This is a genomic window from Streptomyces sp. NPDC037401 (assembly GCF_055602345.1).
This window is the reverse complement of record NZ_JBVJWO010000014.1, coordinates 63,031-83,219: the sequence shown is the minus strand read 5'-3', so window position 1 is coordinate 83,219 and position 20,189 is coordinate 63,031. Positions and strand designations below refer to the sequence as shown.

Here is a 20,189-nt window from a genome sequence, read left to right as displayed (position 1 = left end):
GAGCCCAGACCCTAGTGACCCATCTGTGATCAGTTCAAATCCTGACGAGAAAAAATTCGTTGCGCGACGGGCTTCTTTGCCAACTCCACACGCGCAGTAGCGGCGACTTGACCGTGTGTCCTGCCGAATCCGGGCATTGGGCACATGAGTTGCCAGCGTTACGAGATACGCGAAAGCCGCTTCAGCAACAAAGCGGACGCAACGGGCCGCGCCCCCGCCTTGGCGACGCCGTCGGCCACCTCGCGGTCGGTGGAAACCACCACCACGGGCCGCCCCGGCGGCTCCGCCCGCACCAGCTGCCGGATCAACTCGTCAGCCGTGACACCGGGCTTGGAGAACAGCACCCGCACCCCGCGCGGCGGCGCGAGCAGCACCGGAGCCGCCAGCTCGGCGCCGTCGAAGACGCACGTCATCTCGGCGCCCGTCTGCGCGGCGAGCATCGACAGCCCGCCCAGCAGCCGCAGCCGCTGCTTCTCCAGCGGCATCGTCGGGTAGCCGGTCTTGGTGACGTTGTAGCCGTCCACGACCAGGTGCGCCTGAGGGAGCGCCAGCAGCTGGTCCAGCAGCGCCGGGTCCGTCTCCGACAGCGCCCGCGCCGCGATGTCCTTCGGGGTCATCCGCCCCGGCTCCACCGCGTCCACGGTCTCGGCGGGCCGCACCGACACCGGGGGCAGGGCCAGTTCGCGCCGCAGCCCCTGCGCCGACTCCAGCACGGTGTCCAGCAGCAGCCGCACCCGCATGTCCTCGACGCTGCGGCCCTCGCGGGTGGCCCGCCGGCTCGCCTCCAGCGCCGCCTCGGTCTCGCTCAGCCGCGACTTGACCCGCCGGGCCTCGCTCTCGGCCGCGGCGACCTGCGCGGCCGCCTCGCCGCGGATCCCGTCGAGCTCCGCGGCCGCCTTGCGCAGCGCGGCCTCGCCCCGCTTGACGTCGTTGAGGGCGCTGCGCAGCTTGCGCTGAAGCGATTCCGCTTCCTTCTTCGCCGACTCCAGCTCCACCCGCAGGTGCTCGCCGCCCGTCCGCTGCTGCTCCTTGAGCGCCGCGAGCTCCTCGCGCAGCCGCTCCAGCTCGCGCTGGGACTCCTCGCCCGCCCGCTCGGCGTCGGCGCGCAGCGCCTCCTCACCGGCGGCGGATACCAGCTTGACCCAGCCCGCGGGCCGCAGCACGTACGCGGCGGCCGCCACGTCGACGGGGTCCGCGGCCGCCGGCGCCGCCCCTGACTCCAGCGCCCCGGCCAGCTCCGGCTGGGCTTCCTTCAGCTTCTCCCCGATGCGCCCGCGGAAGACCGGGTCGCCCTCCAGTGCGGCAGCCATCGCGTTGCCCGCGAACTTGGCCCGCCGACTCGGGGTGAAACGGGCATACTGCCGCAGCTGCGCCGGGAGGTCGGCGACCGTCAGTCCGCCGAAGGCGTCCGAGACGAACGCGACGACCCGGCGCCGCACGCCTTCCGGCAGCGGGCGGTCGAGCGCCTCCGCGGCGTCGCCGGCGCCGCTTGCAGGCTCCACAATCCGTCACCCCTACCGTCAGAAACCCACCCGGTCACGGCTCCCTCAGGAGTCCGCTCCCGGCCTGTCCACGAGCTCGATCTGGTCCACAGCGTTGCACCAGCGGCAGCGGACCGACTCGATGGTCTCACTCACCACCTCGCGCTCCTCGACCTTCGGCTCTCCGGCAAGGTCGAGGTGCACGTACTCGACCACCTTCGACGAACGGGTGACGTCGAACCGGGTGAGATTGCCGCACAGGGTGCAGCGCCACCGGGTCGTGGCGGTCGGCAGGGGAACCGTCATCGGGCCGTTCTCTCCTCAGGACGCTACGGATACAGCTCGTAACCCTACGGCCTCCCGGTGCCCCCGCGCGGGCCACCGTCCTCCATGCGAGACGCGGCGGGGCAACCTGCCCCGTTCCGCCCCGTACGAGATGCTCTTGGCCATGATCGCAAAGGCGCGCCTGCGGAAGGAATGGGGAACGGGCCCCGTCATCACGCACGCCCTGATCGCCGCGTGCTCCGTGATCTTCCTGCTCAGCCCGGTCTCGGGCTTCAACCCGGTGTACGGCAGCGGCGACGACCTGCTGGCCGCCCAGACCGCCTACCTGCGGCGCTGGGGCGTGGTCCCCGACGAGCTCTTCACCCTCGACGCCCGGGCCGCGCTCACCCCGCTCACCGCGCTCTTCGTCCACGGCAGCTGGCTGCACCTGCTCGGGAACATGCTCTTCCTGCACGTCTTCGGCGTGATGACGGAAGACCGCATGGGGCGGCTCGAGTTCACGGTGTTCTACCTGGTCTGCGGCTACCTCTCGCTCGTCGCCTACGCCGCCGCGAACGCGCAGTCCGACCAGACCCTGGTGGGCGCCTCCGGGGCGATCTCCGGCGTGCTCGGCGCCTTCCTGCTCCTCTTCCCCCGGGCCCGCGTCACCAGCCTGCTGCCCTTCCTCCTCTTCCTCCCGCTGCGCTTCCCCGCCTGGATCGTCCTGGCCTGCTGGTTCGTCCTCCAGTGGACGGCCGCGCACCGGGCCGGCAGCGGCCCGGGGGTCGCCTACCTCGCCCACCTCGTGGGCTTCGGCCTCGGCTTCGGCTACGCCTGGGTGCGCTACCGGCGTGCGGCTAGAGTGAGGGCCCCAGCGACGGCCACCGAGGGAGACAGCAAACCGTGATCACCGCGATCGTGCTCATCAAGACCAGCGTGGACCGGATCCCCGAGATCGCGGAGTCGATCGCCGCGCTGGAGAACGTCAGCGAGGTCTACTCCGTCACGGGTACGTACGACCTCATCGCCCTCGTGCGCGTCGCGCGCCACGACGACCTGGCGGACATCATCCCGGGCAGCATCAGCAAGATCCCCGGCGTGGAGGCGACCGACACGCACGTCGCCTTCCGCACCTACTCCCAGCACGACCTGGAGGCCGCGTTCGCGATCGGCCTCGACGCCTGACCGCTGCCCGTCCGGGCAGGGCAGGCCCCCCGTTCCCGCCCTGCCGGCCGCTCCCCCGCCCACCGGCCGGCCCGTGCCCGCCGTGTCAGACCGCGGGCACGCAGCGGCCGTCCTCCGTGCGGTACTGCCACTTGGCGCCGTCCTCGACGAGCTCGCGGACCGCGCGCACGAACCGCTCCACGTGCTCGTCGGGCGTACCGGCCCCGAAGCTGACGCGGATGGCGTTCAGCGACCGCTCGCCGGGCGCCGCCTCCGGGGCGCCGCACTCGCCCGGCTCCTGCGGCTCGCTGCCGAGCAGGGTGCGCACCAGCGGGTGCGCGCAGAAGAGGCCGTCGCGCACCCCGATGCCGTACTCCGCGGACAGCGCCGCGGCGAAGTGCGAGCTGTTCCAGCCGTCCACCACGAACGAGATCACGCCCACCCGCGGGGCGTCGTCGCCGAAGAGGGACAGCACCCGCACCTGCGGCACCTCGGCGAGTCCGGAGCGCACCCGCCGGATCAGCTCCTGCTCCCGCGCCACCAGACGGTCGAAGCCCGCCTCCGTCAGCGCCCGGCAGGCCGAGGCGATCGCGTACACGCCGATCACGTTCGGGGATCCGGCCTCGTGCCGGGCCGCGGTGGTGTGCCACTCCACGTCCACCCCGCCGGCGCCCTCGCCGTCGACGCGGCGCGTCACCTTCCGCGAGGCGCCGCCGCCCGCGAGGTACGGCTCGGCCTCCTGGAGCCAGTCCGCGCGCCCGGCCAGGACGCCCGAGCCGAACGGCGCGTAGAGCTTGTGGCCCGAGAAGGCCACCCAGTCCACGCCCAGGTCCTGCACGGACACCGCGTGGTGCGGGGCCAGCTGGGCCGCGTCCAGAACGATGCGCGCGCCGTGCGCGTGCGCCGCCGCGGCGAGCTCCTTCACCGGCCACAGCTCGCCGGTCACGTTGGAGGCGCCGGTCACACAGACCAGCGCGGGACCGTAGGGGGCGCGGTCGGCGAGCGCGCGCTCCAGGGTCTCGACCGCCCGGGCCGGGGTGCGCGGGGCGTTCAGGTAGGTGACGCGGGCGTCGCGCCACGGCAGCAGCGAGGCGTGGTGCTCGGTCTCGAAGACGAACACCTGGCAGCCGGCCGGCAGCGCCTGCGCCAGCAGGTTCAGCGAGTCCGTGGTGGACCGGGTGAAGACCACCTGGTCGCCCGCCCGGCAGTCGAGGAACTCCGCGACCGCTGCCCGGCTCTGCTCGAACAGGTCCGTCGACAGCTGGGAGAGGTAACCGGCGCCGCGGTGCACGCTGCCGTAGTACGGGGCGTACGCGGCGACGTCGTCCCACACGCGCTGGAGCGCCGGGGCGCTGGCGGCGTAGTCGAGGGCGGCGTAGCTGACCTCGCCGCCGGTCACGAGGGGCACGGTGACGTCCCGGCCGAGCACCGGCAGCGGCTCGGCGCAGCAGGGGTCGGCGTCGTCGGAGCGAGGGGCGGCGGCAGCGGTGTTCAGGGTCGCGGACATGGCGGTATCTCCCGGGCAGGCAGGGGTGAATGGCTTCGATGGCCCGTAGGCGGATACACGGGTGCCGTGTTCGCGGTACGGGTGATGCCTCGACGCAACGGACCGCATCGGTCCGCACGGAGGTGTGAAGAAGGGGGCGCTACGCGCCTATCGCATTCGCTTGCTCACGGAAAAAGCTCCTCGAGAGACCAGGACCCCTGGTATCGAGGGGTCCGCGCTTGCCGTAGACCTCGCTGCCTACGACCTGGTCATCACCCGGGGCACCCCGCCACGGACGGAGGGTTGCCGGACAGCAAGCCGGGGCCAAAACGCTGTCACTCGTGACCTGATCCGAAATCCTGCCACAAGATCCGCCGAACGCAAGACCCCGGTCCAGGATGTGGACCGGGGTCGGGGGCGAGAGTGATCGGCAGGCGGGCGTCACGCGTTGCTGGCGGCCACCCAGCGCTCCAGGGCGGCCCGCGCCGCACCCGAGTCGATCGATTCGGCCGCACGGGCGATCCCGGCGGCGATCTGCTCCTCCAGCGTGCCCTCGCCCGGCTCCACCGCCACCAGCGCCGCCGCGGAGTTCAGCAGGACGGCGTCGCGCACCGGCCCGGTCTCCCCCGCGAGCAGCCGGCGGGCGACGTCGGCGTTGTACGAGGCGTCCGCGCCGCGCAGCGCCGAGACGTCCACGAGGCCGATGCCGACGTCGCGCGGGTCGAAGGCCTGTTCCCGGACCTCGCCGTCGCGCACCCACCACACCCGCGACGTGGCGGTGGTGGTCAGCTCGTCCAGGCCGTCGTCGCCGCGGAACACCAGGGCCGAGGAGCCCCGCTCGGCGAGCACGCCCGCGACGATGGGCGCCATCCGCGCGTCCGCCACGCCCGTGGCCTGGGCCCGGACCCGGGCCGGATTCGTCAGCGGTCCGAGGAAGTTGAAGGTGGTGCGGATGCCGAGCTCCTTTCGGGCTCCGGCGACGTGCCGCAGCGCGGGGTGGAACTTCACGGCGAAGCAGAAGGTGATGCCCGCCTCTTCGGCGACCTCGGCGACCCGCGCCGGGGTCAGGTCGAGGTTCACCCCCAGCTTCTCCAGCACGTCCGAGGCGCCGCTCGCGGAGGACGCGGCGCGGTTGCCGTGCTTGACCACCTTGGCGCCGGTGCCGGCCACGACGACGGCCGACATCGTGGAGATGTTGACCGTCTTGGCGCCGTCGCCGCCGGTGCCGACGATGTCGACGGTCCGGCCGGGCACCTCGATGAGGTTCGCGTGCGCGTACATGGTCCGCACGAGGCCGTTGATCTCGGCGACGGTCTCGCCCTTGGCCCGCAGCGCCACCGCGAAGCCGGCGATCTGGGCGTTCGTGGCCTCGCCCCGCATGATCCGGTCCATGGCCCAGGCGGTCTCGTCGGCCGAGAGGTCCGTGCCGCCGAGCAGAGCGTCCAGTACGCCCGGCCAGGTCAGGCCCGCCACGCTGTCGCCGCCTGCCGGGGTCACAACGTTCATGGTCCACTCCTGGGTCCACAGCCGATTAGGAAGGGCTTCAGCCTATCCAGCCCCGGGGGCAGCGAAGAGCCCCGTCCAGCGTGTGGACGGGGCTCCTGCTGTGGCGATCAGTTCCGGCCGGACCCGCGGGCGGGTCCGGAACCGGGTGGGGATCAGTGGTGGCCGTGGCCGCTCTGGATCTCCTTGTACTCCTCCGCCGTCGGCTTCGGAATCTGGCTGTCCTCGCCGTAGTAGCCCTTGCTGAGCTTGACGCGGAGCTTCTCCATCATCTTCACCTTGCGCTCGACGCCGTTCTCGTCGACCGTCGGGCCGATCTCGTCCGGCTTGTACTGCTCGTGCGTGGTGAGGGAGTGCAGCTGGCCCTGCGACAGCGGCTCGTGGACCTCGACGAACTCACCGTGCGGCAGGCGCTTGATGATGCCGGTCTCGCGACCGTGCAGCACCTTGTCGCGGTCACGACGCTGCAGACCCAGGCAGATCCGCTTGGTGATGACGAACGCGATGACCGGGCCGACGAAGAACCCGATGCGCGCGAACCACGTGATCGCGTTGATCGACAGGTGGAAGTACTGCGCGAACATGTCGTTTCCACCGGCGATCAGCAGGATGACGTACCACGTCAGCCAGGCCACACCGAAGGCGGTACGGGTCGGGGCGTTGCGCGGGCGGTCCAGGATGTGGTGCTCGCGCTTGTCGCCGGTGACCCAGGACTCGATGAACGGGTACACCGCGATCGCGGCCAGGACCAGCGGGAAGATCACCAGCGGGATGAACACGCCCAGGACGAGCGTGTGGCCCCACAGGTTGATCTCCCAGCCCGGCATGGCACGGATGAGGCCTTCGGAGAAGCCCATGTACCAGTCCGGCTGCGCGCCCGTGGACACGTGGTCCGGGATGTACGGGCCGAGCGCCCAGATCGGGTTGATCGAGGCGATCGCCGAGACCACCGCGATGACACCGAAGACCAGGAAGAAGAAGCCTCCGGCCTTGGCCATGTAGACCGGCAGCAGCGGCATGCCGACGACGTTGTTGTTCGTCTTGCCGGGACCCGCGAACTGGGTGTGCTTGTGGTAGAAGACCAGGATCAGGTGGGCCACCAGCAGGCCCATCATGATGCCGGGCAGCAGCAGGATGTGGATCGAGTAGAACCGCGCCACGAAGTCGTGGCCCGGGAACTCCCCGCCGAAGAGGAAGAACGAGATGTACGTGCCGACGACCGGCACGGACAGGATCGCGCCCTCCATGAAGCGGACACCGGTGCCCGAGAGCAGGTCGTCCGGCAGCGAGTAACCGGTGAAACCGGTGAACATGCCGAGGACCAGCAGCAGGAAGCCGAAGACCCAGTTGACCTCGCGCGGCTTGCGGAACGCGCCCGTGAAGAACACGCGCATCATGTGCACGAGCATGGCCGCGACGAAGATCAGGGCCGCCCAGTGGTGGATCTGCCGGATGAGCAGACCGCCGCGGACGTCGAAGCTGATGTCCAGCGTCGAGGCGTAGGCCTCAGACATCCGGACGCCCTGCATCGGCACGTACGAGCCGTGGTACACGACCTCGTTCATGCTCGGGTGGAAGAACAGCGTCAGGTACACACCCGTGAGGATGATGATGATGAAGCTGTAGAGGCAGATCTCGCCCAGCATGAAGGACCAGTGGTCCGGGAAGATCTTGCGCATGTTCGACTTGGCGAGGCTGTAGATGCCCAGGCGGCCGTCCGCCCAGTCGGCTACGCGTTCGCCCGCCGGCGCTTTGCGCTGGTCGTTGGAAGTGGCAGTGCTCATCCGCGCTCCCAGAAGGCAGGACCGACGGGCTCTTCGAAGTCGCCGAGCGCCTCGAGGAAGCCTTCGTCATTCACACCGATCCGCAGCTGCGGAAGGGCGTGACCGGCCGGGCCGAAGATGACGCGGGCGCCGTCGGAGAGGTCGAAAGTGGACTGGTGGCACGGGCAGAGCACGTGGTGGGTCTGCTGCTCGTACAGGCTGATCGGGCAGCCGACGTGGGTGCAGATCTTCGAGTAGGCCACGATGCCGTCGTGGGACCACTCGAGTTCCTGCTTGTCCTTGATGTTCTCCGGCTGGATACGGACGATCATCACGGCAGCCTTGGCGATCTGCTGCATGTAGTCGTGCTGGTCCTCCTCCAGGCCCTCGGGCTGGACGAAGGTCAGCGAACCGACCGCGACGTCCTCGGGACGCAGCGGCTCCATGGTGTTCTGGTTGATGAGCAGCTTGCCCTTCGCCCAGATCGTCTTGCGGAGCTTGTCCTCGGGCAGCGGGCCCAGGTCGCGCAGCAGGACCACACCGGAGAGCGGCACCATGGCCAGCGCGCCGAGCATCGTGTTGCGGATGAGCTTGCGGCGGCCGATGTCGGACTCGCGGGCGCCGTCGGCGAAGTCCTGGAGGACCTTCGCCTTGACCTCCGCCGGGGCGGCGATCGGGTGGCGCTCGTCGGCGACCTCCACGTCGGACATCAGGGTGCGGGCCCAGTGGACCGCGCCCGCGCCGATGCAGAAGAGGGCGATGCCCAGGGTCACGCCGAGGGCGAAGTTCAGACCGCTCACGTGGCCGAAGGGCCAGATGTAGACGATCTTGTCGACCGGGATGGTCACGTACGAGGCGATGAACCCGACCGTGGCCAGCATGGACACCGTGAACATGAGCGCGACCGTGCGCTCGGAGCGCTTTGCCGCCCGCTCGTCGATGTCCTGGATGCGCGGCCTGTGGGCCGGCAGGCCCGGGTCGGCGAACGGGTCGTCCGCCACCGCTACGCCACCGTGGTGCGCGTCGCCCTGCTCGCTCGGCAGGTGCTTCTCTTCGGGAATGTCTTGGCTACTCATGACTTCTTGGCCTTAGCGGTGTGGGCCGCAACCCAGACGGCGACAGCGATGAGCGTTCCCAGACCGAAGATCCAGCCGAAGAGGCCTTCGCTGACGGGGCCGAGGCCGCCCAGCTTGAGGCCGCCGGGGCTCTCGGACTCCGGGCCGTTCACGGTCTGGAGGTACGCGATGATGTCCTTCTTTTCCTTCTCCGGCATGGTCGTGTCCGGGAAGGAAGGCATGTTCTGCGGGCCGGTGAGCATGGCCTCGTAGATGTGCTTCGGCGACACGTCCTCGAGGTTCGGGGCGTACTTGCCGTGCGTCAGCGCACCGCCCTCACCGGTGAAGTTGTGGCACTGGGCGCAGTTGTTGCGGAACAGCACGCCACCGCGGGCGACGTCCGCGCCGGCCGGGTCGTACTGCTTCTCGGTCGGCGTGATCGGACCGGCGCCGAGGGACGCGATGTACGCGGCGAGCTGGTCGATCTGCGCCTGGGTGTAGATGTTCTTCTTCTTCGGCACCTGGGCGCCGGGCTGCTGGGCGGGCATACGCCCCGTGCTCACCTGGAAGTCGACGGCGGCAGAGCCGACGCCCACCAGGCTCGGGCCGTCAGTGGAACCCTGACCCCCGGCACCGTGGCAGCTTGCGCAGCCCACGGCGTAGAGCTTCTGGCCCTCCTCGATGGCGAGGGACTGGGCGGTTTCATCGGCCTGCGCCTTGCCCGCAGGCGCGAACGCGGCGTACAGCCCCCCAGTGGCCGCCAGCGCGAGGAGTAGAACGACGACCGCCGCCAGCGGATGGCGTCGTCGTGCGGAGAGCTTTTTCACGGATTACCCCGGTGTCAGGATCTTCTGCGTCGGTGCTTGCTGGATGGTGTGCCGGGCGGGGCCCGGCGGCGTGATCGCTACTTGATCAGGTAGATCGTGGCGAAGAGGCCGATCCAGACGACATCGACGAAGTGCCAGTAGTAGGACACGACGATGGCCGACGTGGCCTGTTCGTGGGTGAACCTCTTGGCCGCGTACGTCCGGCCCAGGACCAGCAGGAAGGCGATGAGACCGCCCGTCACGTGCAGACCGTGGAATCCGGTGGTCAGGTAGAAGACCGAGCCGTACGGGTCGGACGAGAGCGAGAGGCCCTCGTGCTTGACCAGCTCGGTGTACTCGAACACCTGGCCGCCAATGAAGATCGCACCCATCACGAAGGTGATCACGAACCAGGTGCGGAGCTTCTTCACGTCACCGCGCTCGGCGGCGAAGACGCCGAGCTGGCAGGTGAGGGAGGAGAGCACCAGGATCGTGGTGTTCGTCGCCGAGAACGGGAGGTTGAGAAGGTCCGCCTTCTCAGTCCAGAACTCGGCACCCGTCACCGATCGCAGGGTGAAGTACATCGCGAAAAGGGCCGCGAAGAACATCAGCTCGGAACTCAACCAGATGATGGTTCCGACGCTGACGAGGTTCGGCCTGTTGACCGTCGGGTGCGCGTGCCCGGTATCTACTGTCGTTGCTGTCGCCACGACCGACATTATGTCGGTCGCTTATCCCGCCCTCACCCCGGGGGGTGCCGTTCGGAGTGTCAGCGGGGTGTGCACTGCCCGAACGGCCCATCAGACGGGTGATCCCGAGCGTGTCCGAACCGATGTTGACCACGCGTCGGACGGAGTAGCATCCCGCGCATCATCACCGTGATTCATGGGACGCGTGGAGGAACGATGCGGGCGACTGCGAGGGTTCTGGTCTACAGCGACGACGCCAACACCCGGGAGCAGGTACGGCTGGCGGCCGGGCGCAGGCCGGCCCCGGACCTGCCGCCGGTGGAGTTCCTGGAGTGCGCCACGCTGCCCGCGGTGCTGACCGCCCTCGACGCGGGCGGCATCGACGTGTGCGTGCTGGACGGGGAGGCCGTGCCTGCGGGCGGCATGGGCGTGTGCCGGCAGATCAAGGACGAGATCTTCAACTGCCCGCCGGTGCTGCTGCTGATCGGGCGCCCGCAGGACGCCTGGCTGGCCACGTGGAGCCGTGCGGACCGTGCGGTCACCCTTCCGGTGGACCCGGTGGAGTTCGCGGACGCACTCGCGGGGCTGCTGCGCGCCCGGCTGTCCGTGAACCACTGACCCGGGCGCGCCGCGGCCCGGGCCGGCGGGAGCCGGTCCTGGGCCGCCTGGACCCGACCGGGGAGCCGGGGGCTCCCCGCACCGCTCAGACCCGGGGGCGGAGCCTGGCGACGTCGGAGGAGCTCCGGCCCTCCTCGGTGCCGGCGAGCAGGGCGCTGCCCTGGCGCCACTTCTTCCAGGGCACGTTCCAGTCGCCGAAGCCGTTCCCGAACGGGTCCATGTCCTCGCCGTAGCTGTTGATCACCCGCACGACGTCGCCCTCGCGGATGTTCTCGTAGAACCACGCGGCGTTGCCCGTGCTCATGCCGGTGCAGCCGTGGCTGACGTTCGCGTATCCGTGCGAGCCGATCGACCAGGGTGCGGCGTGGACGTATTCACCACTCCAGGTGACCCGGGTAGCCCAGTAGACGGGCAGGTTGTAGTACTCGCTGCCGCCGATGCCGACGGTGTCGCCGCGCATCCGGACGTAGTACTGCTTGCCCAGCACGACCTTGTAGCCGTTTCGGGTGGAGAATCCCGGCTTGCCCGTGGTCACAGGGATGGTGTTGATCACTTCTCCGTTGCGCGTGAAGGTGAGCTGGTGTGACGCGGCGTCGGTGACGACCTCCACCCGGTCCCCGATGTCGAGCTTCAGGGGCTTCGCGGCGGCCCCGTAGAGGCCGTCCGCCACCCTGATGCCCTCCAGGTTGCTCTGGACGGAGACGGCGGAGTGGGCGGGCCAGTACTCCTTCGGGCGGTAGTGCAGCTTCTTGTCGTCGACCCAGTGCCAGGCGCCCTCCACGCGGGGGGTGGACTCGACGGTCAGGGCGCGTTCGACGACGGCGCGGGCCGCCTTGTCCTTGACGGGCTCGTTGAGTTCGGCCGTGACGGGCTGTCCGACGCCGTAGGTGCCCGTGTCCGGGCCGAATTCGACCTTGAGGACCTTTCGGGCCGGGGTGGTGTCGAAAGCGAGCGTGCGCCGCCCCGGGGAGCCGTCCACGTTCTCGGTGCCGACGGTGACGGTGTAGCGGACGCCGGCCGCCAGCGGCACGGTGCTGTGCCAGCGGCTGCCGTCGGCGGACAGCTCGCCCGCCAGGCGCCGCCCGTGGGTGTCGACGGCGGTCACGTCGGTGATGCGGCCGTCCTTGCCCCTGGCGGTCACCTCCAGCGGCCGGTCGGGGTCGACCGGGCGGCTGCCCGCGCTCTGGTTGAAGGCGACCTGGTCGGCCGCGTCGTACGGGCGGGCGGACAGCGGGTGGCCTCCGGACCCGCACGCCGTGGCGCCGGCTCCGAGGGACGCGACCAGCAGAGAGCAGCTGAGAACGGTCCAAAGACGCGGTGAGTGGCTCATGCACCACACGCTATGAAGATATGACCGGCCCGGCGCGCGGGGTGACTGCAAACGAGGGGCCCGGACACCTCGTGTGGAGGTGTCCGGGCCCCAAGCGGGTTACGGCCGGGCGGCGGAGCCGCCCGGTGCGACCGGGTTACTGGTTCTGGTTCTCACCGCGGTAGTACTCGTACACCCAGCCCCACAGACCGACGAGGATCAGGGGAGCGGAGAAGTACAGCAGCCACCAGCCGAAGATGACGCCGCAGAAGGCGAACGCGCCACCGACGGCCAGGGACAGCGGCTGCCAGCTGTGCGGGGAGAAGAACCCCAGCTCGCCCGCCTCGTCCGCGACGTCGGCTTCCTTGTTGTCCTGGGCCATGGCGTCGACGCGCTTGGCCGTGAAGGCCAGGTAGTAGCCGATCATGACGCTCAGGCCGAAGGCCAGGAAGAGCGCGGTGGTGCCCGCCGGCTCCTTCGACCACACGCCGTACACGACGGCCATGATCAGGATGAAGGCGGAGAGCCAGAGGAACATCTTGCCCTGGATCTTCACTTGCCGGCCTCCTTGTCACCGGTGACGGCCTTGGCCGACTCACCGTGGTTCTCGAGGTGGTCGAGAGCGGCGATCTCCGGGTGGTGCAGGTCGAAGGCCGGGGACTCGGAGCGAATGCGCGGCAGCGTGAGGAAGTTGTGCCGCGGCGGCGGGCAGGACGTCGCCCACTCGAGCGAACGGCCGTAGCCCCACGGGTCGTCGACCTCGATCTTCTTGCCGTACTTGGCGGTCTTCCACACGTTGTACATGAACGGAAGCATCGACAGGCCGAGCAGGAAGGAGCTGATCGTGGAGATCGTGTTCAGCGCGGTGAAGCCGTCGGCGTCCAGGTAGTCCGCGTAACGGCGCGCCATGCCCTCGGCACCCAGCCAGTGCTGCACGAGGAAGGTGCCGTGGAAGCCGATGAACAGCGTCCAGAAGGTGATCTTGCCGAGACGCTCGTCCAGCATCTTGCCCGTGAACTTCGGCCACCAGAAGTGGAAGCCGGAGAACATCGCGAAGACCACGGTGCCGAAGATGACGTAGTGGAAGTGCGCGACGACGAAGTACGAGTCGGAGACGTGGAAGTCCATCGGGGGCGAGGCCAGGATGACGCCGGTCAGACCACCGAAGGTGAAGGTGATCAGGAAGCCGACGGCCCACAGCATCGGGGTCTCGAAGGACAGCGAGCCCTTCCACATGGTGCCGATCCAGTTGAAGAACTTCACACCGGTCGGTACCGCGATCAGGAAGGTCATGAAGGAGAAGAACGGCAGTAGCACGCCGCCGGTGACGTACATGTGGTGCGCCCACACGGTCACGGAGAGGCCGGCGATCGCGATCGTCGCGGCGATCAGGCCGATGTAACCGAACATCGGCTTGCGCGAGAAGACCGGGATCACTTCGGAAATGATTCCGAAGAACGGCAGGGCGATGATGTACACCTCTGGGTGTCCGAAGAACCAGAAGAGGTGCTGCCACAGCAAGGCGCCGCCGTTGCCCGCGTCGAAGATGTGCGAGCCGAACTTGCGGTCGGACTCCAGCGCGAAGAGCGCCGCCGCCAGCACCGGGAAGGCGAGCAGGACCAGGACACCGGTCAGCAGCACGTTCCAGGTGAAGATCGGCATGCGGAACATCGTCATGCCGGGCGCGCGCATGCAGATGATCGTGGTGATGAAGTTGACCGAGCCGAGGATGGTGCCGAAGCCGGAGAAGGCCAGACCCATGATCCACATGTCGGCGCCGATGCCCGGCGAGCGGACGGCGTCCGACAGCGGGGAGTAGGCGAACCAGCCGAAGTCGGCCGCGCCGTTGGGGGTGATGAATCCGGCGACCGCGATGGTCGAGCCGAAGAGGTACAGCCAGTACGCGAACATGTTCAGCCGCGGGAACGCCACGTCGGGCGCGCCGATCTGCAGCGGCATGATCCAGTTCGCGAATCCGGCGAACAGCGGCGTCGCGAACATCAGCAGCATGATCGTGCCGTGCATCGTGAACGCCTGGTTGAACTGCTCGTTCGACATGATCTGCGTACCCGGACGGGCAAGCTCGGCGCGCATGAAGAGCGCCAGGATGCCGCCGATGATGAAGAACACGAACGAGGTGACCAGGTAGAGCGTGCCGATCGTCTTGTGGTCCGTGGTGGTCAGCCACTTCACGACGACGTTGCCCGGCTGCTTGCGCCGCACCGGCAGCTCGTTCTCGTACGAGGCGTCAGCTGCCGCGGCACCCTGAGGTTCGTTGAGGATGCTCACAGTTTGTTCGTCTCCGAGTTCCGGGCCGGGTCGGTCTGCTTGATACCCGCCGGCAGGTAACCGGTCTGCCCCTTCTCGGCCAGCTCCTTCAGGTGCGCCTGGTAGCGCTCCGGGGAGACGACCTTCACGTTGAAGAGCATCCGGGAGTGGTCGGCGCCGCAGAGCTCGGCGCACTTGCCCATGAAGGTGCCCTCCTGCGTGGGGGTCACCTCGAAGACATTGGTGTGGCCCGGGATGACGTCCTGCTTGAACAGGAAGGGCACCACCCAGAAGGAGTGGATGACGTCGTTGGACGACAGGATGAAGCGGACCTTCTCGCCCTTGGGGAGCCAGAGGGTCGGACCCGGGTTGCCGTTCTGCGGGTTCCGGTCACCGGGGACGCCCTTGGTGTAGACGCCCTCGGCGCCCGCGGGGAAGTCCTCGGCGTACTTGTCCGGGATGGAGGCGAGTTCCTTCGGAACGCGCGGCGCCTTCTCGGCCTCGGCCTTCGCCTTCGCGGACGCGCCCTCGGGCACCGCCCTGGGAGGCAGCACCGGGGTGGCGGGGTCCCCATCGACGTCTTCGATGTAGTTGAAGCCCCAGCTCCACTGGAAGCCGACCACGTTGATCGTGTGCTTCGGCTTCTCGGAGAGGGCGAGGAGCTTCGACTCGTCACGTGCGGTGAAGTAGAACAGCACCGAAACGATGATGAGCGGGACCACGGTGTACAGCGCCTCGATGGGCATGTTGTACCGGGTCTGCGGAGGTACCTCCACCTTGGTGCGGCTGCGCCGGTGGAAGATGACGCTCCACAGGATCAGGCCCCAGACCAGGATGCCCGTGACGAGTGCAGCCGCCCAGGAGCCCTGCCACAGGGAGAGGATGCGCGGCGCCTCCTCGGTGACCGGAGTGGGCATTCCGAGGCGGGGGAAGTCTTTCCAGGTATACGAGCAACCAGTGGCGGTCGCCAGGACCACGCCCGCAGTCAGCGCCTGCAGCAGCTTCCGCCGCATCGGGCGCCGCGGCGAGCGGTCGGAGCCGTAGGGACTCACGTAGCGCCTTCCCGAGAGTCTCGGCCCGCGCGGCCGGCTGCGGCCGTCTCGCGGGTCGGTCGCCGGCCCTGACACGGGCAGGGGTTTGGATGTTTATGCGGACCAAACCCTACTGGACGCTATTTGGGGTCGCGCGGGGAGGGTGCCCAACGCGCCGCGACAGCCCCCGAAGGGGTGGCTCCGCCTTCCGGGGGACGCCCCCGGGGGTGCCGGCGTACCCCCGACCGGCGGGATCCGGGAGCCATCTGACGGCCCCTGACCTGAGGCGCCGCGGACGGGGGCGGGACCGGGGGATAGCGTTCCCGCATGCCGTACTTCGACTCCGCTTCCTCGGCGCCGCTGCATCCGGTGGCCCGCCAGGCCCTGCTGGCCTCGCTCGACGAGGGCTGGGCCGACCCGGCCCGGCTGTACCGGGAGGGACGGCGGGCGAGGCTGCTGCTGGACGCGGCGCGGGAGGCCGCTGCGGAGGCCGTGGGCTGTCGCCCGGACGAGCTCGTGTTCACTCCTTCGGGGACGCGCGCGGTTCACGCGGGTGTCGAGGGAGCCCTCGCCGGGCGTCGGCGCGTCGGCGGGCATCTGGTCGTATCGGCGGTCGAGCACTCCTCCGTGCTCCATGCGGCGGCGTCGCACGAGGCGCGCGGCGGGACGGTCACCGAGGTGCCGGTGGACCGTACGGGCGCGGTGTCGGAGGCCGGGTACGCGCAGGTGCTGCGGCCGGACACGGCGCTGGCCTGCCTCCAGTCGGCCAACCACGAGGTGGGCACGGTGCAGCCGGTGGCGGAGGTGGCCGCGGCGTGCCGGGAGGCGGGCGTACCGCTGCTCGTCGACGCGGCGCAGTCGCTGGCGTGGGGGCCCGTGCCCGGTGACTGGTCGCTGCTGACGGGCAGTGCGCACAAGTGGGGCGGGCCAGCGGGCGTCGGGCTGCTGGTGGTCCGCAAGGGTGTCCGGTTCGCGCCCCAAGGGCCGTCCGACGAAAGGGAGTCGGGGCGCGCGGCCGGCTTCGAGAACATCCCGGCGATCGTGGCCGCGGCGGCTTCGCTGCGGGCGGTGCGCGCGGAGGCAGAGGCGGAGGCGGCCCGGTTGCGGGTGCTGGTGGACCGGATCCGGCGGCGGGTGGCCCGGCTGGTGCCGGACGTGGAGGTGGTGGGCGACGCGGAGCGGCGGCTGCCGCACCTGGTCACGTTCTCCTGCCTCTACGTCGACGGCGAGACGCTGCTGCACGAGCTGGACCGGGCCGGCTTCTCGGTGTCGTCCGGCTCGTCGTGCACGAGCTCCACTCTGACGCCGAGCCACGTGCTGAGCGCGATGGGGGTGCTGTCGGAGGGGAACGTCCGCGTCTCCCTGCCGGCGGGGACGACGGCGGCGGACGTGAACGCCTTCCTGGAGGTGCTGCCGGGCGCGGTGGCGGGGGTCCGGGAGAAGCTCGGCCTCCCGGCGGCGGGGGCGGATGCGGACGCGCCGCCGGTCGCCGACTCCCTGGTCGTGGACGCGCTGGGGCTACGGTGCCCGCAGCCGGTGATCGAGCTGGCGAAGGTGATCGGCCACGTGCCGGTGGGCGGCACCGTCACCGTCCTGTCCGACGACGAGGTGGCCCGCCTGGACATCCCGGCGTGGTGCGCGATGCGCGAGCAGGAGTACCTGGGCGAGGAGCCCCGCCCCCGGGGCACGGCCTATCTGGTCCGCCGGCGCGTCTGACGCCCGGACCCGGGCCGGGCGTCAGACGCGGACGGCCCCGCCCGGTAGGGCGGGGCCGTCGTGGTGCGGGGGCGCGTCAGGCCGGGAGGTGGGCCTGGACCTCGGCGGCGGCCTCGTCGCCGTAGGCCTTGGTGAAGCGCTCGATGAAGTGGGCGCGCGCGAGGGTGTACTCCTGGGTGCCCAGGGTCTCGATCACCAGCGTGGCCAGCATGCAGCCGACCTGCGCGGCGCGCTCCAGGCCGACGCCCCAGCCGAGGCCGGTGAGGAAGCCCGCGCGGAAGGCGTCGCCGACGCCGGTCGGGTCGACCTTCGCGTTCTCCTCCGGGCAGCCCACGAGGATCGGCTCGTGGCCGGTGCGCTCGATGCGGACGCCGTTGGCGCCGAGGGTCGTGACCCGGGTGCCGACGCGGGCGAGGATCTCCTCGTCGGTCCAGCCGGACTTCGACTCGATGAGGCCCTTCTCGTACTCGTTCGAGAAGAGGTAGGTCGCGCCCTCCATGAGGATGCGGATGTTGTCGCCGTCCATGCGGGCGATCTGCTGCGAGAAGTCCGCCGCGAACGGAATGCCCCGGGTCCGGCACTCCTCCGTGTGGCGGAGCATGCCCTCCGGGTCGTCCGCGCCGATCAGGACGAGGTCGAGGCCGCCGACGCGGTCCGCCACCGACTTCAGTTCGATCAGGCGGGCCTCGCTCATCGCGCCCGTGTAGAAGGAGCCGATCTGGTTGTGGTCGGCGTCCGTGGTGCACACGAAGCGGGCCGTGTGCAGGACCTCGGAGATGCGGACGGACTGGGTGTCGACACCGTGCCGGTCGAGCCAGGCGCGGTACTCGTCGAAGTCGTAACCCGCGGCGCCCACCAGGATCGGGCGGGCACCGAGCTGGCCCATCCCGAAGCAGATGTTCGGGCCGACCCCGCCCCGCCGCACGTCGAGGTTGTCGACGAGGAAGGAGAGGGAGACCGTGTGCAGCTGGTCCGCGACCAGCTGGTCGGCGAAGCGGCCGGGGAAGGTCATGAGGTGGTCGGTGGCGATGGAGCCGGTGACAGCGATACGCACGGCGTGGATGCTCCTGCGAGGGGCGGAAGGGGACAGTCAAAGCTACCCGGTCGGACCCGTGTTCGTGGACGGTGCGAAACTACCCCGTAGTAGGGCTTTCTTCGCATAGATCGACATGCGTACGGTGCCCGCATGAGGACATACCCCGACTCCGCCAGGTCCACCGCCGGCGCGGCGGACGATTCCGGTCTCACGCAGCTGCTGGGCGACTGCGCACGGATGGCCCCGCACTGGGCGGTCCCGTCCGGGCCGGCCCCCGCCCGGGTGGCCCCCTCCCAGATCCACGGGATCAGCGTCCCGCCGTCCTCGGCCCGGCTGATCGCCGCCACGGCGCAGTACGGGTACTGACGGCCTCCCTCGCTGCGCTCCGGGAACCGGATACCGTCCCAGTCCGTCCCAAAGGCATCACGGACGGCGAAGGAGCGATGCGGTGACCGGTGAACGCACCTCTCGGATGGGACGGCGGCCCTCCGCGGCCGTCGCCTCGATCGCGGCCGCCGTGCTGCTCGCGGGCGGCGGTACGGCGTACTGGGCGAGCACGGCCTACGGGGGCCAGGGCGACCGCGGGTCCGCCCAGGCCGCCCCGGCCGTTTCGGGGCCGCCCACTCCCGGGCCCACTCCCCCGCCGGGCATCGCGCCCGGGGAGCCCGACCCGTCCGGGGGCGGGGTGGTCTACCGGGCTGCGGTGAAACTGCCGGACGGGCCCGGCTCGGCGGCCGTGTACCAGCTCAGGAGCCAGGTGACCGAGGCCCGGGTGGCCCGGCTGGCGGCAGCGCTGGGCATCGGCGGCGAGCCGCGGCTGTCCGGCGAGGTCTGGCGGGCCGGCTCGGTCCGCGACCCCTCCGAGCCCCGTCTCCAGGTGAACCGGCAGGCGCCGGGGACCTGGTCGTACACCGGCTTCCAGGCCGGGGGCAGCGACAACTGCGTGCGCGGCAAGGACACCTGCGGTCCGGTGGCGCCCCCCGAGGGCCCCGGCGGTACGCCGCTGGGAGAGGCGGCTGCGAAGGCGGCCGCGGCGCCGGTGCTCGAGGCGGCGGGTCTGGCCGGTGCGAAGCTCGACGCGAGCCTGCTTCAGGGTTCGGTGCGGGTGGTGACCGCGGATCCCGTGGTCGGCGGGCTGCCCACCCACGGCTGGTCCACCAAGGTGCACGTCGGCGCCGACGGCCAGGTGGTGTCCGCCTCCGGCGAGCTGACGGTGCCGGACCGCGCGGCGGAGCAGGACGTGACGACGGCGACGCAGGCGCTGGCCCGGCTGAACGCGGGCCCGAAGCGGCCGGGGATCGGCGGCTGCGCGACCCCGGTGCCGGACGGCGGCGGCGCCGTGCGGACCGGTTCCGCTCCCGACGCGGTGCCCTGCCCGCCCGACGGCGGCGGCCCCGTGGAGCCCGTACGGACGGAGTCGGTGACCGGCGCGGTGCTGGGGCTCGTCCCGGACGCCGGGGGCGAGCGGCGGCTGGTGCCCGCCTGGCTGTTCTCGGTGGCGGGGCGGGACGGCGGCCCCGGGCATGTCGTGGCCCAGCCGGCCGCGGCGGACCGGGGGATCCCGCCGGTGGTGCAGACCGTGCCCGGGTTCTCGTACCAGGAGAGCGGCCGGAAGCTGACCGTGCACTTCTGGGGCGGGGTGTGCAGCACGTACGCCCTGGAGGTGCGGGAGCACGCGGCGACGGTCACGGTGCGGGTCACGGACACCCCGCGGGACCCCGGCAAGGCGTGCATCCTGCTCGCCCAGGAGATGTCGCTGACGGCGGCCCTGGACGAGCCGCTGGGGACGCGCAAGGTGGTCGACGGGACGACGGGCAAGGCGCTGCCGAGGCAGTAGCCCGGCGGGGCCCGGCGGGGTACGCGGAGAGGGGGGGGGGCGGGGGGGGGGGGGGGCCCCCCCCCCCCCGGGGGGGCGGCCCCCCCCACCCCCCCCGCCCCTGTTTTTCATTTACACATCTCCGCACACGGAAGAGACCCCCGTGTTTCGGGTTTTTCGTGTT

The 20,189-nt window shown here is 70.5% G+C and carries 19 protein-coding genes and 1 riboswitch; of the genes, 6 read left to right on the top strand and 13 right to left on the bottom strand.

What is annotated here, in order from left to right; genetic code table 11:
- Positions 1 to 158 precede the first annotated feature (158 nt).
- Positions 159 to 1,505: an NYN domain-containing protein gene (locus tag ACZ7H1_RS17025; RefSeq protein ID WP_470787630.1), complete on the bottom strand. Its 1,347-nt coding sequence runs from the start codon at positions 1,503 to 1,505 to the stop codon at positions 159 to 161.
- Between the two features lie 42 nt (positions 1,506 to 1,547).
- Positions 1,548 to 1,787, bottom strand: a complete 240-nt coding sequence (locus ACZ7H1_RS17020) for a hypothetical protein (protein ID WP_114057246.1) — start codon at positions 1,785 to 1,787, stop codon at positions 1,548 to 1,550.
- A gap of 142 nt (positions 1,788 to 1,929) precedes the next feature.
- Here ACZ7H1_RS17020 and ACZ7H1_RS17015 point away from each other — a divergent pair, with 142 nt between their 5' ends.
- Positions 1,930 to 2,652, top strand: coding sequence for a rhomboid family intramembrane serine protease (locus ACZ7H1_RS17015; RefSeq protein ID WP_470787426.1), 723 nt, complete (start codon positions 1,930 to 1,932; stop codon positions 2,650 to 2,652).
- Positions 2,649 to 2,930, top strand: a complete 282-nt coding sequence (locus tag ACZ7H1_RS17010; protein ID WP_470787425.1) for an Lrp/AsnC family transcriptional regulator — start codon at positions 2,649 to 2,651, stop codon at positions 2,928 to 2,930. The genes ACZ7H1_RS17015 and ACZ7H1_RS17010 overlap by 4 nt, the downstream gene beginning before the upstream one ends.
- Before the next feature lie 85 nt (positions 2,931 to 3,015).
- Here ACZ7H1_RS17010 and ACZ7H1_RS17005 read toward each other — a convergent pair whose 3' ends face one another.
- From ACZ7H1_RS17005 to ctaE, 6 genes are all read right to left on the bottom strand, one after another.
- A complete protein-coding gene (locus ACZ7H1_RS17005; protein ID WP_470787423.1) occupies positions 3,016 to 4,416 on the bottom strand; it encodes an aminotransferase class V-fold PLP-dependent enzyme in 1,401 nt (466 codons plus the stop codon).
- 209 nt (positions 4,417 to 4,625) lie between these two features.
- A riboswitch (SAM riboswitch) is annotated at positions 4,626 to 4,742 on the bottom strand.
- 94 nt (positions 4,743 to 4,836) lie between these two features.
- On the bottom strand, positions 4,837 to 5,901 hold the full coding sequence (gene trpD, locus ACZ7H1_RS17000) for an anthranilate phosphoribosyltransferase (RefSeq protein ID WP_470787422.1): 1,065 nt from the start codon (positions 5,899 to 5,901) through the stop codon (positions 4,837 to 4,839).
- A gap of 152 nt (positions 5,902 to 6,053) precedes the next feature.
- Positions 6,054 to 7,682 carry a cytochrome bc1 complex cytochrome b subunit gene (gene qcrB / locus ACZ7H1_RS16995; RefSeq protein ID WP_470787421.1) on the bottom strand — a complete coding sequence of 543 codons (1,629 nt, stop codon included), beginning with the start codon at positions 7,680 to 7,682 and terminating at the stop codon, positions 6,054 to 6,056.
- Entirely contained in the window at positions 7,679 to 8,737 is a 1,059-nt protein-coding gene (qcrA, locus tag ACZ7H1_RS16990; RefSeq protein ID WP_470787419.1) for a cytochrome bc1 complex Rieske iron-sulfur subunit, read from the bottom strand. Before qcrA ends, qcrB begins: the two co-directional genes overlap by 4 nt.
- Positions 8,734 to 9,543 carry a cytochrome bc1 complex diheme cytochrome c subunit gene (gene qcrC, locus ACZ7H1_RS16985; RefSeq protein ID WP_470787418.1) on the bottom strand — a complete coding sequence of 270 codons (810 nt, stop codon included), beginning with the start codon at positions 9,541 to 9,543 and terminating at the stop codon, positions 8,734 to 8,736. Before qcrC ends, qcrA begins: the two co-directional genes overlap by 4 nt.
- A 77-nt stretch (positions 9,544 to 9,620) precedes the next feature.
- Complete coding sequence (gene ctaE, locus ACZ7H1_RS16980) at positions 9,621 to 10,241, bottom strand: aa3-type cytochrome oxidase subunit III (protein WP_470787417.1); 621 nt, start codon at positions 10,239 to 10,241, stop codon at positions 9,621 to 9,623.
- A 186-nt stretch (positions 10,242 to 10,427) separates the two neighbouring features.
- Between ctaE and ACZ7H1_RS16975 the strand changes: the two genes are divergently transcribed.
- Positions 10,428 to 10,829 (top strand): hypothetical protein, encoded by a 402-nt coding sequence (locus ACZ7H1_RS16975; protein ID WP_470787416.1) that lies wholly within the window; start codon positions 10,428 to 10,430, stop codon positions 10,827 to 10,829.
- 85 nt (positions 10,830 to 10,914) lie between these two features.
- On the opposite strand, the gene ACZ7H1_RS16970 is transcribed toward ACZ7H1_RS16975, so the two are convergent.
- The 4 genes from ACZ7H1_RS16970 to ctaC all read right to left on the bottom strand — a co-directional run bounded on the left by ACZ7H1_RS16970 (position 10,915) and on the right by ctaC (position 15,458).
- The gene (locus ACZ7H1_RS16970; RefSeq protein WP_470787415.1) at positions 10,915 to 12,159 is read right to left on the bottom strand and encodes a L,D-transpeptidase; all 1,245 of its coding nucleotides are present in this window, start codon (positions 12,157 to 12,159) and stop codon (positions 10,915 to 10,917) included.
- A 136-nt stretch (positions 12,160 to 12,295) separates the two neighbouring features.
- A complete protein-coding gene (locus ACZ7H1_RS16965; RefSeq protein WP_470787414.1) occupies positions 12,296 to 12,694 on the bottom strand; it encodes a cytochrome c oxidase subunit 4 in 399 nt (132 codons plus the stop codon).
- Positions 12,691 to 14,427 (bottom strand): aa3-type cytochrome oxidase subunit I, encoded by a 1,737-nt coding sequence (ctaD, locus tag ACZ7H1_RS16960; RefSeq protein WP_470787413.1) that lies wholly within the window; start codon positions 14,425 to 14,427, stop codon positions 12,691 to 12,693. The genes ACZ7H1_RS16965 and ctaD overlap by 4 nt, the downstream gene beginning before the upstream one ends.
- Entirely contained in the window at positions 14,424 to 15,458 is a 1,035-nt protein-coding gene (gene ctaC, locus ACZ7H1_RS16955) for an aa3-type cytochrome oxidase subunit II (protein WP_470787412.1), read from the bottom strand. Before ctaC ends, ctaD begins: the two co-directional genes overlap by 4 nt.
- 306 nt (positions 15,459 to 15,764) lie before the next feature.
- On the opposite strand from ctaC, the gene ACZ7H1_RS16950 reads away from it, so the two are divergent.
- Positions 15,765 to 17,153: an aminotransferase class V-fold PLP-dependent enzyme gene (locus tag ACZ7H1_RS16950; RefSeq protein WP_470787411.1), complete on the top strand. Its 1,389-nt coding sequence runs from the start codon at positions 15,765 to 15,767 to the stop codon at positions 17,151 to 17,153.
- Between the two features lie 76 nt (positions 17,154 to 17,229).
- Here the strand turns inward: ACZ7H1_RS16950 and ACZ7H1_RS16945 are convergent, their stop codons facing one another.
- A complete protein-coding gene (locus tag ACZ7H1_RS16945) occupies positions 17,230 to 18,207 on the bottom strand; it encodes a carbohydrate kinase family protein (RefSeq protein ID WP_470787410.1) in 978 nt (325 codons plus the stop codon).
- 132 nt (positions 18,208 to 18,339) lie between these two features.
- On the opposite strand from ACZ7H1_RS16945, the gene ACZ7H1_RS16940 reads away from it, so the two are divergent.
- Complete coding sequence (locus ACZ7H1_RS16940; RefSeq protein WP_470787409.1) at positions 18,340 to 18,555, top strand: hypothetical protein; 216 nt, start codon at positions 18,340 to 18,342, stop codon at positions 18,553 to 18,555.
- Between the two features lie 82 nt (positions 18,556 to 18,637).
- Positions 18,638 to 20,026, top strand: a complete 1,389-nt coding sequence (locus tag ACZ7H1_RS16935) for a hypothetical protein (protein ID WP_470787408.1) — start codon at positions 18,638 to 18,640, stop codon at positions 20,024 to 20,026.
- Positions 20,027 to 20,189: the final 163 nt, after the last annotated feature.